This is a genomic window from Pseudomonas sp. NUPR-002 (assembly GCF_056322725.1).
Window position 1 is genome coordinate 5,597,293 of sequence record NZ_CM150476.1, and the last position, 16,167, is coordinate 5,613,459.

Genomic DNA, 16,167 nt, shown 5'->3' on the forward strand with positions numbered 1-16,167 from the left:
CTTGTTACATTTGCCGGAGATTCGGGGTTTGACGATGCTGTGGTGGCAAAGGGGAATCATCGAACATCCCCCGCCATCAGCGCCTTGCGCGCCAGGAGAAGTGCCATGCGTGTTTCCCGAATCCTCAAGAGCTGCAAAGATTTCTTCTACCGCAAGGATGGCGCCTCGGGCATCGAGTATGCGATTGCTGCGGCGATGGTGGCGGTGGTGCTGAGTGCGTTTGTCGGCCCCATCTCTGATGACGTCAAAACGATTTTTACCAATGTCAAAACCTCCATGGAGAAAGCTGGCGACGTTGCCCCTCCACAATGATCTGTAGGTTCGCAGCATTGAGCTGGGATATTCGCCCTGAATCAGGAACACACCATGCCGACCTCTTCCCTGCGACAACAGATTCTCTTGGTGGATGATGAAGAGGACGCCTTGCTGGAACTTGCCGAGCTGCTTGAGGGCGAGGGCTTCTGTTGCCATACGGCAACCTCAGTGAAACTTGCCCTGCAACAGCTCACCCGCCACCCGGACGTGGCGCTGGTGATTACCGATCTGCGCATGCCGGAAGAAAGCGGCATCTCACTGATCAAGCGTTTGCGCGAGCACACTGCCCGCCAGCACTTGCCGGTGATTGTCACTTCCGGCCACGCTGACATGGACGACATCAGTGACCTATTGCGCCTCCAGGTGCTGGACCTGTTTCGCAAGCCGATCTATCACATCCGTCTGTTGGAAACCCTGGAAAACCTCTTCCCCAAACCCCGCCTGCACCTGGTGAACTAACCGGTAGGAGCGGGCTTGCCCCGCGATGCGGTGTGCCTGTTATCGGCTAATCGCGGGGCAAGCCCGCTCCTACAGTTGGAAGCTGAAACTCACGGTAAATCGCGGCTGCCGGTTGAGGCTGTCCAGGGCGATGTCTGACATCGGTTTGGCGGCTTCAAGCGACAGGTTGTAGGAACGGCCATCACCTACCCGTACCCCAAGCGCCGCTGAGGACAAGCGTGAATCACGTATTTCCAGCTCATTGAACCAGCTACGTGCGGCATCCACGGCCGCATAAGGCTGCACTAATTTAAGCCAGTCGCTGTCGTGCCTGAAGCTGTAGTTCAACTCGTAGGCCACGCCCCAGCCCTTGTCACCCGAAGCCTGGTCGACAGGGTAGCCACGCGCGAAGGTCTGGCCACCAAATACCACCCGTTCACTGTCCGGCAGGCTGTCGTTGCTCCAGTGCAACGCCGCCGACACTACGCCCTGCCACTGATCAAAAAACCGATTGCTCTGCAGCCCGGACACACGCAGGTGGAGGAAGTCCAGGTCGATGTCTCCATCAGTATCCGCGCCCAGGTAATCCATACCCTGATAGGCACCTGCACTGACGATACGCAATTGCCCAGCGTCGCTCTGGCGCCAGTCACCTTCGAATGCCACCGCACGCAGGTCAGTGTGCGTGCTGGTTTTCTGGGTTAAGCCAATCGCCTGGTAATCCGTATCGTCGTTGGTCACGTACAAGCGCCCCGCGACGCCAAGCCATTCGTTGGGCGCAGCAATTAACGTCTGGCTCAGGCCCACTGAATAGTGGTCGTACTTACGCTGTTGCCTGAGGTCAGTGCCGTTGTTCAGCCGCACCCGTGCACTTGAGTCGCCACGAAAGCTGGCGGCAGACAGGTTCAGTTGCGTGCCCTGAGCATCGACGTACTGGGCGTAGTCCAAGCGGTAGTAATGCTCGTGGAGGTCACCGGGGGGCGTCAGCGCGCTGAAGCTAACCTGCTCGGCCAGTGCCGTCTGGGCGTTGCTGCTGGCACTGAGCAGTGCCTGAAAATCTTCTCGGCTACCCTCGCTCAGGTCCAGCCGGGCACTGAACGGTTTGCGCCTGGCCTGCACGTTCAAGGTATTGGCGCCGTCGGTATCACCCGGCACCACCTGAGCTTCAACCGTCACCCCCGGCACGCGGTTCATCAACGCGGTGTAACGCTCCAGGCTTTGCCGGGTGAGCGGACGCTCGGTTTTGAGTTTGCCCGCCAGCGTGTCCAGGTAAGCTGAGGCCGGGCCTATATCACCCTGGAGCGCGTAGTCGCTAATGTAACCCTCGACCAGCACCACCAGCACCCGGCCGTCAGCAAAATCCTGTGGCGGCAGGTAGGCGTAAGACAACAGGTAGCCGTCTTGCTGGTAACGCCGGGTCAGGCGCTGGGTCGCTTCCAGCAGTTCAGCCACGCTGACTTGGTGATCGACCAGGTGCTGGTAGTTGTCCCGCAGGTCGCTCAACGGATAAAGCGTGCCGCCCTCGAAACGCACCTTGTGCAGATAAAAGCGGCTGCTGTTATCCACAAGCGGCACCTGAGGCGCCGGTAGTTCGATGTGCAGGGCCGGAGCGCCGGGGCGATAGCTATCGACCGGCAGATTGGGCGTCGGCAGGTTGCGCTCGACTTCGCTGGTGTTGAGATAACGTGGCAGTGGTTCGGCGCTCAGCCCGCTAGCCCAACAAAGACTGAGAACCGCGGCGGCCAACGGACGCATTCGACGCTCCATGATCCTGACAGCTTCAAGCGTAGGTGGTGGCCGCGCGGTCGTCTAATCAGCGCTGCGGCCGCTCACTCATTGATCTGAAACTGCACGCGTGCGGTCTGGCCACTTTCATCCAGGGCACTCAACTCGACACGCCCGATCTGTTCGAAGCGCGCGCTCAATTGCGCCTGGCCCAGCGTCTCACCGAGTGGCGCGCCATTGAGGAACCACCAGCGCCGACCACTGCCGCCCAAGGCGGAAAGCTCAAGGCGCAGCGGCTCATTGCTGGTGGCCGGGCGCCGCAACTGATCACCTTCACGCACGCCGACGATGGACAATGGCGGTGCGCTGGCCGGTACCTGTGGCGGGCAGACCGGATCGATCTTCGGCAAACGCGCTTCGCGACGTTCCAGGCGCGGCAACCACGGCTCCAGCGGTGCGGGCCACAAGGCAATGTCCTTGGCCTGCGCCCCCGGGCAACTGGCATCGACCCGCAACCCTTGTGCGTTCACCCAGACGCTTTCGCGCAAACCGACACTCAAAGGTTGGTCAGCCGCTTGCAAGGTCGGTGGTGTGGTGCCGTCCAGGGTCCAGGCAAAACGCTGGCGTCGGCAATTGGTATCTTGCCGGGCCAGCGGTTGGCCCAGCGGCCAGCAAATCGCAGCCACGCCGATATTGCTAGGCACCGCTGCCACCGGCACGCTGATACCGCGCTGACTGTCGCGATTGCTCAGCACGTCATGCACCTGCAGCATCAAGGGCGCCGCCGAGGCCAGACCAAACTGTCCGGGCACCGGCGTGCCATCGGGCCGGCCAATCCAGATACCGATCAGATAGCGCGGCCCGACGCCAATCGACCAGGCATCGCGAAAGCCATAGCTGGTGCCGGTCTTCCAGGCCAACAGCGGACGCTGGACCAGCTCGGCATGCGGGTCACGGTCCGGTCGGGCCTGGCCACTGAGAATGCGGCGAATGATCCAGGCGCTGCCCGGCGACAGCAAACGACGCTCTAGCAGCGGCGCATCCGGTTGCAAGCGCATCGGCGCACTCAAACCGCCGCGCGACAGGGCGCCGTAGCCTGCGACCAGATCTTCCAGGCAGCTACCCGCCCCGCCGAGGATCAACGACAGGTTGGGTTCAGCCAACGGTGGCAGGGTCAGCGGCACGCCACCGTTGCGCATCTGTGCGGCAAAACGCTTGGGTCCATAGGCTTCCAGCAACTGCACCGCAGGCAGGTTCAGCGACAGCGCCAATGCAGAACTGGCCGCCACCGGGCCACTGAAGCCCATGGAGAAATTCCCCGGGCGGTAGTCGCCGTAACGGCGTGGCACATCCTGCAGCAAGGATTCGGAATGAATCAGGCCATCGTCCATGGCCATGCCGTAAAGGAAGGGTTTGAGCGTCGAGCCCGGCGAGCGCAAGGCGGTGATCATGTCGACATGCCCGAAGCGGCGCTCGTCGTTCAGGTCCACCGAACCCAGGTAGGCGCGCACCGCCATATTCTGCGCTTCCACCACCAGAATCGCTGCCGAGGTACGCTCGGGCAGTCGCGCACGCCAGCCCAGCAACAAGTCCTCCAGACGGCGCTGCAGCGAGGCATCGAGGGTGGTGCGGATCAGCGGTGGGCTGTGCGGACGGTTCAGGCGTCGCGCCAGCAACGGCGCCAGCGCTGGCTCCTGGCGCGGCGCGAACAGCAGAGGTTCTTCCATCGCCTCGGTAACCCGCTGCGCCGGCCAGACGTCGTACTCGGCCAGACGCTTGAGCACTTTGTCGCGGGCCAACTGGGCGCGGGCCGGGTGCCGGTCAGGGCGCAAGCGGCTCGGGGCTTGGGGCAGCACCGCGAGCATGGCCGCCTCCGACGGCGTCAGGTGCAAGGGCGACTTGCCCAGATACGCCCAACTGGCGGCGGCCACCCCTTGCAAGGTGCCGCCAAAGGGCGCGCGATTGAGGTACAGCTCAAGAATCTGCGCCTTGCTCAAATGCCACTCCAGCTGCGCGGTGCGCCACAACTGCCGCAGTTTGCCCGGCAAGGTCCGTGAATGCGGATCGAGCAATCGGGCCACTTGCATCGACAACGTGCTGCCGCCCGACACCACCCGCCCACCCTGCAGGTTTTGCCAGGCAGCCCGCCCCAGTGCCAACGGATTCACACCCGGGTGCTGGTAAAACCAGCGGTCCTCGTAGGTCAGCAGCGCCTGCAAATAGTAAGGCGACACCTGATCAGCACTGACCGGATAGCGCCACACGCCTTCGGCATCGGCAAAACGCCACAGCGGCGTGCCATCTTCGGCCAGTACCACCCGGGCCAGGTCGTCTTTAGGCAAGGGCAACGGCCAGATGCGGTCGGCCATCCACACGAGCGCGCACAGCACACCGACAACTGCCGAAACAATGCAAAGGCGTTTTGCCATTGGGCTGAGCGGGCGAGCTAAGCTGAGCATCAAACCTCCCCGTCGCTAGCGGTGGGCAGGGAACCGAGCGGGCCAAGGCATGGCCAAAGCTGTGGCAACGGCAGACTCGCCGCGACGATCATCAGGAAGCAACTATGCATGTAGAAGGTTTTTTCGAGTGGCTGGGCCAGGCGCTGGGCGCGCTGATCCGCTTTGTTGTCGATGGTTTGAGCGGGTTGTTCAACCTGCTGGCCAACGCCGGTGGCAACTTCATTGATGGCCTGGCGCGCACACTGGGCATGGACACCTCGCTGGTCAGCATCATCGCTCTGATCATTGGCCTGATGTTGCTGTACTCGGCGATCCGAGCCTTTATGCGTGCCTCGATCATACTCGGCATCATCTGGCTGGTGCTGGGCTTGTGGGTGTTGAGCTGGATCATCCATTAAAGGGTGGGAGCGGGCTTGCCCCGCGATCGCGGTGTACCTGACACATCGCGATCGCGGGGCAAGCCCGCTCCTACATCAGCAGGTTAGCGGCCTTTGATGACCATTTCGCCGCCTGACTCCCCGACGGCCTGCAGGTTCGGCCGGTACATCGATTCGAACTGTGGCGGCGGCACTCGGTAGGTACCCGGAGTAACCGCACGCGCCAGGTACAGCAGGTGCGTCAAGCCATAGTTGTTCACCGGCAGCGCCGCGACATAGCGATCATCACGGAATTCCTGATGCACAATGTTGGCGTTCTGCATCGCCTCGCGCCACTCTTTGACCGCGCTGCTGGCGTTGTCCAGACTCGCTGCGCTCTGCGCCAGGTTCTGGTTTTCCAGCTCAAGCCCGGCAGGCAGCAGATCGACCACCAAGGCATCCGGCACATAGGTGTTGGTGTTCAACACCAGGTGCACCAGCACCAGGTCACCACTGTTGAGCGCGTGGATGTTCAGCGGCTCACCATTCATGCCCAGGTACTCACGACGAATGTTCAGGCCTTTCTGGCTCGGTGCCGGGGCGTTACGTGGATAACCGGACAGGGTCAATTGCTGGTACAGCGTCTCGCTGCCCTGGTTCTGTACGGTCAGCGGCGAAGCCAGCAGCGGCCCTTCCAGTTTCAAACCAGACTCGCTGTTGTTCAGGTCGCGCAGTTCACCGGCGCTGTCCAGACGCGCCGACCACTGGCCTTCAGGCTTGTTCAGCAAGCCACGACCGGCGAGGAACAAGGCGTTACGCTCCTGGGTCGACAACCACTGACTTGCAGCAATCTGATCGGACAACTGGAACAGGCGTTGATCAACAACGTTGCTGGCCAGGTTGTTTTCTTCGAGCAAGGCCAGGATCAAGGCCTGGTCACGCACCGGGCTGCCGTAGTCGCCCAACCAGTTCCGCCCATCACGCTCCACCGCCAGCCCTGCCTGCAACGCCGTTGCCGAGCGCGGCTTGTCACCCATCTTCTCCAGCGCGATAGCCAACTGCACCAACGGCAGCCCGGAACGCGCATCGCTACGCCGTTCGAACAAACTGCGCAGGGCACCCAGCGGCGCCTGCTGAGTACGCGCGAGTACCAGGCCTGCATAGGCTTGCACGGCAAAACGGCTGTGGTCGCCGTTGCTGCTGTAGCCGGCCTCGATCAGGTTGCGCTCCTGCAGGTAACGCAGCAGGCGCTCACTGGCTTTCTTCAGCGCTTCGGCAGGCACGGCGTAGCCTTGCTCGCGGGCACGCAGGAGGAAGTCGGTGACGTAGGCGGTCAACCAGTACTCTTCCTCGCTGTCGGAACTCCACAGGCCGAAGCTGCCGTTGTAGCGCTGCATACCCAGCAGATGCTCGATGCCCATTTCGATCTTGCGCTTGCGCACCTCGGCTGGCTCGCCGCTGATACCCAGGCGCTTGAGGGTCGCCGCGTCAGCATACAGCGAAGGGTACAAGCCACTGGTGGTCTGCTCCAGGCAGCCATAGGGGTAGGCTTCCAGCGCCCGGATCTGCTCGGCCAGGTTCAACGGCGGACGGCTGGACACGGCCAGCATGCCCTCCAGGCCATCCGGCTCGAACTCGGCCAGATCCGCTTCTGGCAGGCTCCACGGCTGATCGTTGAGCGCTACCCGGTAGTGCTTGAGCATGGCCGGATAGGCCGGACGAACGCCCAAGGTCCACTCACGGCTGAACGCCGTGGCCGTTTCACCCGGCAGCTGCAGGCCCTGCACCTCTACCTTGACCTTGCCTTGGCCCAGACCACCGCTGGCCTGCACCGGCATCAGCAAGGTGACTCGTTGGCCTTGGTTCAGCGCCAGGCTTTGCTCTGCGGCCCCCATCAGGCTCAGCTGGCCTTCGGTGCTCATGCGGACGTTGAGTTTTTGCGCTTGGCCCGACAGGTTCGATACATCCAGGGCCAATGTGGTGCTGTCGCCGCCAGCAAGGAAACGCGGAGCCGACAGCTCGGCGATCAAAGGTGCGGCAACCACGGTCTTGCCTTCTGCCACACCGAAGTGCTCGTCGGTCCAGGCCTGGGCCATCAGGCGCAGTTCACCGTTGAAGTCGGGGATATCGACGCTGGCCTCGCCCTCGCCGTTTTCGTTCAAGGTCACCGGCATGCTTTGCTGAGCGACGATGGTGATGCTGGTGCTCGGACGCTTGCCACCTTTGGCCATCGCCGCGTCACCACCAAAAGCCAGGCTGGCCAAGCGGCCCTGCCCGGCTTCGATCAACTGGCCGTAAATGTCCAGTTGGTCGGCACCGTAGGCCTTGCGTCCGAACATGCCCGTGAAGGGGTCTGGGGTTTTGTAGTCGGTAATGTTGAGGATGCCGACGTCTACCGCAGCCAGCAGCACATGCACTTGCTTGGGCACGCTGCCGTCGGCATTGCGCGCCTGAACCTTGACCGTCAGCGGCTGCTTGGGCCGCATTTTTTCCGGTGCCGTGAGCGTTACTGCCAGCTTGCGCTCGGCGCGATCGAGCGGCAGGTGCAAGACCCCAACGGCACGCTTGGGCGTGGCATTGACCTTGCGCTCGCCCGGGCGGATCACCAGGGCACTGACGTACAGGTCATGACGTGCCCACTTACGGTCGATATTGACTGCGAAGGTCTTGCCTTCAGCCGGCACGTCGATCTCTTGCCACCACAGCGGACCGTCACTGGACTCGACCATCAGGTAACCGGTACCGGCCGCAGGCGCAGTGACGGTTACGTTGGCGGTGGCGCCATCGCCATAGGAGGGTTTGTCCAGCGCCAGCTTGACCTGGTCCGGACGCACCGCGCCGCCGTCGGCGTTGTCCTGGGCCCGGTAACCGGCCCAGAAACGCTCGCTGGACACCAGCCCGGTCTGCGGGTCTTCAACCTCTACGCGGTACGGGCCCCATTCAACCAGGAAGGTCAGCTTGGCGGTGGAGCCGGCCTTGACGTTGACCGTCTCTTCACTCTGGGTAAGGAATTTCTCGTTGTAGTTGTAGCTCCAGCCGTCACTCTGCGAGTAGTTCCAGTAGTAGTCACGACGCTCCCGGATCAGGCGCACCTTGAGGTTGTTGGCGCCCAGTTTGTTGCCGTCGCGGTCGGCAACCAGTACCTCGAATTCCACCGGGCCGTCGCTGTCGGTTTCTTCACCGTCGAACAGGCCGCGCAAACCTGGCAGCCGCGTGGACGGCCAGATCGGCTGCTCCAGGCGCCGGGTAATCGGGCGGCCGCCGGATTCCTGCAGGCTGGCCTGTACAGTCAATTGCAGCGGCGAGCGGGCCTCAGACCATTTGCTCTCGATGCTTAGCGTGGTCTTGCCGTTGGCGTCGAGGGCGACTTCATCGAGCTCCAGGTCCTGACTCAGCTCGGTCTCGGTGATCGAGCCGAACTGATAGCCTGGCAACGCCGGCACCGCTTCACGCAACGGCCGCAGATACGCCTGACCGCTCAAGCGGTTACCCGCGGCCGGAGCGCCGTACAGGTAACGGCCATTGACGGCAATCTCGGCGGTCTCTTCCGGACTCAACGGCGTTTCGCTGCCCTTGAGCTCCAGGGCCAGACGCTCTGGCAGGAAGTCTTCGACCAGAAATTCATAGACCTGCTTCTTGCCGCCGCCAAGGTCGAACAGCAACTGCCAGCGACCGGTCGGGGCTTCAGTGGCCAGCTGCAGTTGATACTGGTACAGGCCATTACTGCTCGGCTCCCAGACGAACTTGCGGCTCACTTGCTCATCCGGCCGACGCACTTCCACCGTGACCGGCTGCGGCTTGAGCGGGCGGCCATCCTGGTCGCGCAGCAGGCCGTTGAGCAGCACGGTTTCGCCGGGCCGGTAGAGGTCACGCGGGCCGAACACGAAAAACTGCAGGGGGTTGGCCTGCGGGCCGGTGATGTCGAATTCGGCCAGGTCCAGCGCGGCACTGTTCAGGCGCAGCATGGTGGTGTGCACGCCCTGGTGTGCCAGCAAGGTTTCGGCTTTCGGCGGCATCGGCAGTTGGGCGTGGCCGTCGCTGTCGGTCTTGCCCTGGGCCAGCACCCGGCCTTCGCCATCGAGCAGTTCCAGGTTGACGTCGTTCAGCGCCTTGCCACCTTCCAGCCCCTGGGTGAAAACGTCCATGCGGTTCTGGTAACGGTGCGCCGATACGCCGATATCGCTGAGGGTGAACAGGGTGGCCGGCTGCGAGTAGTCGTAGGTACCCGAAGCGCGCATCACCGCCAGGTACACGCCCGGCTCCTGCAATTGTTTGATTCCGGCAATCGGCAGCAATACCGTTTCACGCGTGTTGCGCGCCGGGTTGAGGTCGAAACGGCCGCTGTAGACCAGGTCGGCCATATCCAGGGTTTCTTTCGACTGGTAGTAATACAGGCTGCTGTTGCGGCCCCAGGCGCTGAGGAACGGCGAGAGCTTTTCCGGCTTGATGCGGAAGAACTCGACATCGACCTTGTTGACGTTCAGGGCGATCACCGGCAGCCCTTCGGCCAGGCGCGTCGGCAGCAACGAGCCACGGCTGGCAAAGCCGATGGTGGCCTGCATGTCGCGGGTTTCCAGGCGGCTGATCGACTCGGCGGCCAGGCGTTTGCCATTGACTGCCTCAAGGCCGGCATCGATGGTCAGCACCAACTTGCGTTGCGGCTCCAGATGGCGCAGGCGCAGTTCCATGCCGTTGTCGGACAGTTCCCAGGCACCATCGACCTTGCCTTTGACGGTATCGACCAGGTGCACCCGCTCAGCGAAGTTCTGCTGCGCATCCAGCGGCACCGAGAAGCTCAGGGACAGGGCACTGGCGCCATCGACCTGCACTTCCGAGACATCCACCACGCTCAGCTCGCGACCGGCATAACGCTTGGCCAGGGTTGCGGCGTCTTCACGGGCAGGTTTGGCCGCATCCTCGGTCTGGGCCGGTGTTGATACAGGCGCAGGTGCCGGGGCCGGCTTGTCTGGAGCAGACGAGTCACAGGCACTGAGCAAGGCCAGCGCACAGGCCAGCAACAATCCTTTGTTGAGCATGGAGAAAACTCTTTAGCAGCAGGTTCTGAGGGAAGAACTATATATCAACAACGCCGTTCCCGGGCCGTGCAGCTACAATATGCCGCTTGCCTGGAGCCAACATGTCCCGATTGCTGAGCGACTGGCGCGACCGCCCGACCCACCACAAGGTCTGGGCGCTGGCCGCGCCGATGATACTGTCGAATATTTCCGTCCCCCTGGTAGCGCTGGTCGACAGCGCCGTGATTGGCCACCTTCCCCATGCCCATCAGCTCGGTGCCGTTGCCGTCGGCGCCAGCCTGTACACCTTTCTGGCCTGGGTGATGGGCTTTCTGCGCATGGGCTCCACCGGCTTTGCCGCCCAGGCCGCCGGGCGCGCCGATGGTGCGGCGTTGCGCCAGGTGCTGGTGCAAGGGTTGCTGCTGGCAATGTTGTTTGCCCTGCTACTGGGCGTGCTCGCCCTGCCCTTCAGCCACCTGGCCCTGCAGTTGATGCAGCCGTCGGCGGCATTGGAGCAATCGACCCTGGATTTCTTCCAGACCCGATTGCTCGGCCTGCCTGCGGCCCTGGCGAGTTTTGCCTTGGTTGGCTGGTTCCTGGGTACCCAGAACGCGCGGGCACCGCTGGCGATCATGTTGACCACCAACCTGCTCAACATCACCCTGAACCTGTGGTTCGTGCTCGGTCTGGACTGGGGTGTGCTGGGCTCGGCACGGGCCTCGGTGATTGCCGAGTGGAGTGCCGTCCTGCTCGGCCTGGCCCTGACCCGACCGGCCTTGCGCGCCTATCCCGGCAGGGTCGCCTGGGCTTTGCTCGCCCGCTGGCAAAACTGGCGGCCACTGCTGGCCGTCAACCGCGACATCTTCATCCGCAGCCTGGCCTTGCAGGCGGTGTTCTTCCTGATCACCGCACAAGGCGCGCGCCTCGGTGAATCTACCGTTGCCGCCAATGCCCTGCTGCTCAATGGCCTGCTGCTCACGGCTTATGCGCTGGATGGTCTGGCCCATGCGGTCGAGGCCTTGTGCGGCCACGCCATCGGTGCCGGCGACCGGTCGGCCTTGCGTCGTTCGCTGACCGTGGCGTGCGGCTGGTCGTTGCTGGCCAGCAGTGGCTTCGCCGCACTGTTTCTGTTCGGCGGCCATCTGTTCATCAACCTGCAGACCGACATCGAAAGCGTGCGCATCACGGCCTACCAGTACCTGCCTTATCTGGCCTTGTTGCCGCTGGTGGCGGTGTGGAGTTACCTGCTCGATGGCTTGTTCATTGGTGCGACCCGGGCGCGGGAGATGCGCAACGGCATGTTGATCAGCGTGGCCCTGGCCTTGCCGGTGGCCTATGCCGCCAAAAGCCTGGGCAACCACGGTTTGTGGTTGGGCTTTTTGCTGTTCATGGCCTTGCGCGGGGTGACACTCGCGGTGATGGGCTGGCGGTTGCAGCGGCGTGATGGGTGGTTTGTGGGTCAATAAAGCATCGCGGGGCAAGCCCGCTCCCACCTGGAGTTAGTGACTCGGTGGGAGCGGGCTTGCCCCGCGATTGCATCAGCTCGACAGGTACGACGAACGCGTCAGCCCCAGACGCAAGGCGTCGAGGAACTGGGTCTTTTCACGCGCGGTGATCTTGGCGCTGGCGCATTTGTCACGGTAGTGAGTCATCAACTCCTCCGGCGACAGGTGCACGTAGCGCAGCATGTCTTCGATGGTGTCGTGGGTCTCGATACCGGCGTGGTACACGCTGCCGTTCGGGTTCTGGTAGATGTTCACCGAGTCGGTGTCACCAAACAGGTTGTGCATGTCGCCAAGAATTTCCTGGTAAGCACCCACCAGGAATACGCCCAGCAGGTAGTCCTCACCTTCGTTGACGCTGTGGACCGGCATGCTGGTTTCGATGCTTTGCTCATCGACGTACTGGTTGATCTTGCCGTCGGAGTCGCAGGTCAAATCTTGCAGCACGGCGCGGCGCAGCGGTTCTTCGTTCAGGCGGTGCAGCGGGATGATCGGCAGGACCTGGCCGATGGCCCAGGTGTCCGGCAAGCTCTGGAACACCGAGAAGTTGCAGATGTACTTGTCGGCGAGCTTGTCGTTCAGTTCGTCCAGCACCTGACGGTGCGAACGCTGATGGGCCTTGAGCGAGTTGTGCAGGCGGCGGCAAACGGCGAAGTAGCACTGCTCGGCCAGGGCTTTTTCAGCCAGGGTGATTTTGCCGTCGGCATACTGGGCGGCTACGTCGCTCATGTAGTGGGTAGCACGCCAGTAGGTCTCGGTGACCATTTCCAGGTCGGTCGGGCCCAGCAGGTCGGCCAGCCACTGCACGGTTTCCGGCAGGGCTTCTTTGTTTTCGATGGTCGGCACGTCGTCGTTGTGTTTCTCGACGTCGGTCACCTGAATCACCAGCATGGCGTGGTGCGCGGTCAGCGAGCGGCCGCTCTCGGAGAAGATGTGCGGATGCGGCAGGCCCTGGGCATCGCAGAACTCTTTGAGCATGCCAACCACGACACCAGCGTAGTCATCCATGTCGTAGTTGATCGAGCTGGCGTTGCGCGAGTGGGTGCCGTCGTAGTCAACGCCCAGGCCACCGCCGACGTCGATGTGGTCCACCGGCAGGCCCAGCGCGCGCAGTTCGCCGTAGTAACGGATGGCTTCCTTGAAACCGTGCTGGTAGTCGGCCAGGTTGGCGATCTGCGAGCCCATGTGGAAGTGCAGCAGGCGGATGCCTTGATCCAGGCCAGCATCACGGAAGCGCTGAACCACCGAGATCAGTTGCGCAGCCGACAGGCCGAACTTGGACTTTTCACCCCCGGTATCAGCCCACTTGCTCGAAGCCAGCGACGACAGGCGCACGCGCAGGCCGACCTGCGGCTTGACCTTGAGCTCGGCGGCTTCTTCGATCACCAGCCCTACTTCCGACTCTTTCTCGATAACGATAAAGACGTTGTGACCGAGCTTCTGGCCCATCAGCGCCAGGCGAATGAACTCACGGTCTTTGTAACCGTTGCAGACGATGGTGCCGCCCTTTGGCGCCAGCGCCAGTACCGCCAGCAGTTCAGGCTTGGAACCGGCTTCAAGGCCAATGGAAACGTTTTGCGTGGCGATGATGTTTTCCACCACCGCTTCCTGCTGGTTGACCTTGATCGGGTACAACGCGGTGTACTGGCTCTGATATTCCAGACGCGCAATATTGGCATCGAATGCACCGGTCAGTTGGCGCACGCGGTCTTGCAGGATGTCGGGGAAGCGCACCAGCAGCGGCAGCGACAGGCCGCTCTTGCGCAGTTCGTCGACCTGCTCGTACAGATCGATCGGCGCACTGCCTGGCCCGTTAGGGCGAACTTCGACGCGGCCGGCCTCGTTGATTGCGAAGTAACCGGCCCCCCAATGGCGAATCCCATAAACACTGCGGCTGTCCGCAACTGTCCATTGGCTGCCATCATCTTTGCGTGTGCGTCGTACGGACATTGAAGTCCCCTATATAGAAAGTCGAATAACACCGGCCCACGGTCGGCGGGCGCAGTGTAAAACCAGAAAATGACGATTTTCCGTGTTCAGGGATAGACCCTTCCTACGGGAACGAGTTTAGAAAGCGAATTGCAAAAAATCGCGATGCGGCGATTAGCCGCCGGACTTTTTCGCTTTGAAGCCCTGTTTGATCAGCTCTGCCAATAACAGCTCGACGTGATCGCCCTGGATTTCGATGACCCCGTCTTTCAACGCGCCGCCGGTTCCGCAGCGACGCTTGAGCGTGCTGGCCAGATCCTTGAGCTGTTCCAGAGGCAGCGGTACACCGCTGATGGTCGTCACCGTCTTGCCGCCACGGCCTTTGCTTTCGCGGCGCACGCGAGCAATGCCATCGCCTTCAGGGATGAGCGTCTGTTTGCAGATGCAGGCATCTATGGGTTTGCTGCAGTCCGGACAATGCCGACCTGCATCAGTGGAGAACACCAGGCCACCGAGGGCGGCGAATGATGCGGCTTTTTTGGCCACTTTTGATCCTCGTACGGTGAGGACAAAAACTGGTCGACGCCCCGGGCAGGGTACCGACCGCGAAGCCCCACTCTGGCAGGGGCAGCGCAACTGCCGGACCCAGGGTACGGCAGCCTTGAAAGGCCGCGCAGTGTAACGATAAATGCCGCCGATGCTAAGTACAAAACTGCGCCATTTTGCACGTTATTCGCGACGTCAGGCCCGACGGTCGATATAGCGCTGCAATGCGGCCAGCGAATCGGGGCAATATGGCTGTTGCCGGCTGTCGGCCAGAGCCTGTTGCAGCGGCAGAAAGCGGGCTTCGCTGACCTCTTCAGGCTGCAGGCGCAAAGGCCCGTCCCAGATCGCCGAAAACACCGCGCACCACAGCCGGTTGCCAGGCTGATCGAAGAAAAAGCGCTCATGGGCCACCAATTCGACCCCGCTGACGCCAAGCTCTTCTTCCAGCTCACGGGCCGCCGACTCGGCGAAGCTTTCATCGGCCTGGACCATGCCGCCCGCGGCAACGTCCCAGTAACCCGGATAAATAGCCTTGCTCTCGGTACGCCGGTGCACGCACAGCTCACCGGCGGAGTTGAACAGCAGGATGTAGGTACCGCGCCCGATCAGGCCCTTCTCACGCAGCTCTTTACGCGGCAGCGCACCCAGCAGTTGATCGTGCTCGTCGACCCAGGCGATCAGTTCGGCGTCGGAGGCAGCGCGATGCGCCGCCTCTTGTCTGGAGATAACCACCGATCAGCCTTGCGACAGCAGTTGGCGCAGGTCGATCACCGCGGCGTTAGCACGGGAGATGTAGTTGGCCATGACCAGCGAGTGGTTGGCCCACATGCCAAAACCACTGCCGTTGAGCACCATCGGGCTCCACAGCGGTTCCTGAGAGGCTTCCAGCTCACGAATGATCTGACGCACGCTGACCGTGGCGTTCTTTTTCGCCAGTACATCTGCGAAGTCCACTTCGATGGCCCGCAGCAGGTGCGACAGCGCCCAGGCCTGGCCACGGGCTTCATAGAAGACGTTGTCGATCTGCAGCCAAGGGGTTTCGACCACTTCTTCATCCAGCTGCGGCGCTTGACCTGCTACCACCGACTCGGTTTTCAACGTGCTGTTGAGCTTGACCCGACCAACGCTCGCCGACAGGCGCTGCGACAGCGAGCCCAGACGGGTGGCCACGTCGCCCAGCCAGTTGTTGAGGTTGTCGGCACGGGTGTAGAACAGCGCGCCTTGTTGGTCTGGCGAGGCCAGACGCTTCTGATAGCGGGTCAGGGAGTTGATGCCTTCCTGGAACTCCGACTCGCTCGACGGCAGGATCCAGCTCTTGTTGTCGAAGTTGAAACGCGGCTCGGCCTTGGCCAGGTCAGCGTCTTCTGCCGACTGCGACTGCGAACGGGCGAAGTCTTTGCGCAACGCGCGGCTCAGGTCACGCACCTGCACCAGCACGCCATATTCCCAGCTGGGCATGTTGTCCATCCACAGCCCAGGCGGGAAGCGGTCGTTGGAGATGTATCCGCCTGGCTTGTTGAGCAAGGTGCCGGCTACGGTCTTGAGGGTTTCTACGGTGGTGTAGCCCACCACCATCTGCTGACCGGCCTTTTCAGCGGCCGCCTGGGCATTCTGTTGCACCGGGAACAGGTCGGGTTCTGCGCTCCAGTACCAGCCCAGGCCGATGCACACCAACAGGTACAGGCCGATCAGCGTGCCCAGGGCACGGCTGAAAAACAATCCGCCGAAGTAACTGCGAGTGGCGGCACTGCGGGGCTCGACTCGCTCGCGCGCCTCGGCTTTGCCTGTACGGTTTTTCCAATCCAGCATGGCGTTGTCCTTTCTGTCACGTCGGTTCAAGGGGTTCGACCGCAACCCCCGGGCTTCGTGCCAGCGCGGTGCA

The 16,167-nt window shown here is 62.4% G+C and carries 11 protein-coding genes; 4 read left to right on the plus strand and 7 right to left on the minus strand.

From position 1 onward, the window contains the following. Positions 1–105 precede the first annotated feature (105 nt). Both ACVWSC_RS25825 and ACVWSC_RS25830 read left to right on the plus strand, forming a co-directional pair. Positions 106–312 (plus strand): Flp family type IVb pilin, encoded by a 207-nt coding sequence (locus ACVWSC_RS25825; RefSeq protein ID WP_442110039.1) that lies wholly within the window; start codon positions 106–108, stop codon positions 310–312. A 54-nt stretch (positions 313–366) separates the two neighbouring features. Next, positions 367–774: a response regulator gene (locus ACVWSC_RS25830; RefSeq protein WP_442110040.1), complete on the plus strand. Its 408-nt coding sequence runs from the start codon at positions 367–369 to the stop codon at positions 772–774. A gap of 69 nt (positions 775–843) precedes the next feature. Here the strand turns inward: ACVWSC_RS25830 and ACVWSC_RS25835 are convergent, their stop codons facing one another. Beyond that, on the minus strand, positions 844–2,508 hold the full coding sequence (locus ACVWSC_RS25835) for a ShlB/FhaC/HecB family hemolysin secretion/activation protein (RefSeq protein ID WP_442110042.1): 1,665 nt from the start codon (positions 2,506–2,508) through the stop codon (positions 844–846). A 74-nt stretch (positions 2,509–2,582) separates the two neighbouring features. Next, the gene (gene pbpC / locus ACVWSC_RS25840) at positions 2,583–4,937 is read right to left on the minus strand and encodes a peptidoglycan glycosyltransferase PbpC (protein WP_442110044.1); all 2,355 of its coding nucleotides are present in this window, start codon (positions 4,935–4,937) and stop codon (positions 2,583–2,585) included. Between the two features lie 104 nt (positions 4,938–5,041). Between pbpC and ACVWSC_RS25845 the strand changes: the two genes are divergently transcribed. Further along, on the plus strand, positions 5,042–5,335 hold the full coding sequence (locus ACVWSC_RS25845; protein WP_133216558.1) for a hypothetical protein: 294 nt from the start codon (positions 5,042–5,044) through the stop codon (positions 5,333–5,335). An 83-nt stretch (positions 5,336–5,418) separates the two neighbouring features. Here the strand turns inward: ACVWSC_RS25845 and ACVWSC_RS25850 are convergent, their stop codons facing one another. Further along, the gene (locus ACVWSC_RS25850) at positions 5,419–10,329 is read right to left on the minus strand and encodes an alpha-2-macroglobulin family protein (RefSeq protein WP_442110047.1); all 4,911 of its coding nucleotides are present in this window, start codon (positions 10,327–10,329) and stop codon (positions 5,419–5,421) included. 101 nt (positions 10,330–10,430) lie between these two features. Between ACVWSC_RS25850 and ACVWSC_RS25855 the strand changes: the two genes are divergently transcribed. After that, positions 10,431–11,774 (plus strand): MATE family efflux transporter, encoded by a 1,344-nt coding sequence (locus ACVWSC_RS25855; RefSeq protein WP_442110049.1) that lies wholly within the window; start codon positions 10,431–10,433, stop codon positions 11,772–11,774. 72 nt (positions 11,775–11,846) lie between these two features. On the opposite strand, the gene speA is transcribed toward ACVWSC_RS25855, so the two are convergent. The 4 genes from speA to ACVWSC_RS25875 form a co-directional block, all read right to left on the minus strand. Then, entirely contained in the window at positions 11,847–13,760 is a 1,914-nt protein-coding gene (gene speA, locus ACVWSC_RS25860; RefSeq protein ID WP_442110051.1) for an arginine decarboxylase, read from the minus strand. 153 nt (positions 13,761–13,913) lie between these two features. Continuing rightward, positions 13,914–14,285 carry a translation initiation factor Sui1 gene (locus ACVWSC_RS25865; RefSeq protein ID WP_010221702.1) on the minus strand — a complete coding sequence of 124 codons (372 nt, stop codon included), beginning with the start codon at positions 14,283–14,285 and terminating at the stop codon, positions 13,914–13,916. 195 nt (positions 14,286–14,480) lie between these two features. Next, positions 14,481–15,017 carry an NUDIX hydrolase gene (locus tag ACVWSC_RS25870; protein WP_442110053.1) on the minus strand — a complete coding sequence of 179 codons (537 nt, stop codon included), beginning with the start codon at positions 15,015–15,017 and terminating at the stop codon, positions 14,481–14,483. Positions 15,018–15,020: 3 nt separating this feature from the next. Continuing rightward, positions 15,021–16,094: a DUF2333 family protein gene (locus ACVWSC_RS25875; protein WP_442110054.1), complete on the minus strand. Its 1,074-nt coding sequence runs from the start codon at positions 16,092–16,094 to the stop codon at positions 15,021–15,023. Positions 16,095–16,167: the final 73 nt, after the last annotated feature.

Coding starts and splice junctions, on each gene's coding strand:
- pbpC (WP_442110044.1), bottom strand. CDS start 4,937: ATGCTCAGCTTAGCTCGCCCGCTCAGCCCAATGGCAAAACGCCTTTGC.
- ACVWSC_RS25830 (WP_442110040.1), top strand. CDS start 367: ATGCCGACCTCTTCCCTGCGACAACAGATTCTCTTGGTGGATGATGAA.
- ACVWSC_RS25825 (WP_442110039.1), top strand. CDS start 106: ATGCGTGTTTCCCGAATCCTCAAGAGCTGCAAAGATTTCTTCTACCGC.
- ACVWSC_RS25875 (WP_442110054.1), bottom strand. CDS start 16,094: ATGCTGGATTGGAAAAACCGTACAGGCAAAGCCGAGGCGCGCGAGCGA.
- ACVWSC_RS25850 (WP_442110047.1), bottom strand. CDS start 10,329: ATGCTCAACAAAGGATTGTTGCTGGCCTGTGCGCTGGCCTTGCTCAGT.
- ACVWSC_RS25835 (WP_442110042.1), bottom strand. CDS start 2,508: ATGCGTCCGTTGGCCGCCGCGGTTCTCAGTCTTTGTTGGGCTAGCGGG.
- ACVWSC_RS25845 (WP_133216558.1), top strand. CDS start 5,042: ATGCATGTAGAAGGTTTTTTCGAGTGGCTGGGCCAGGCGCTGGGCGCG.
- speA (WP_442110051.1), bottom strand. CDS start 13,760: ATGTCCGTACGACGCACACGCAAAGATGATGGCAGCCAATGGACAGTT.
- ACVWSC_RS25855 (WP_442110049.1), top strand. CDS start 10,431: ATGTCCCGATTGCTGAGCGACTGGCGCGACCGCCCGACCCACCACAAG.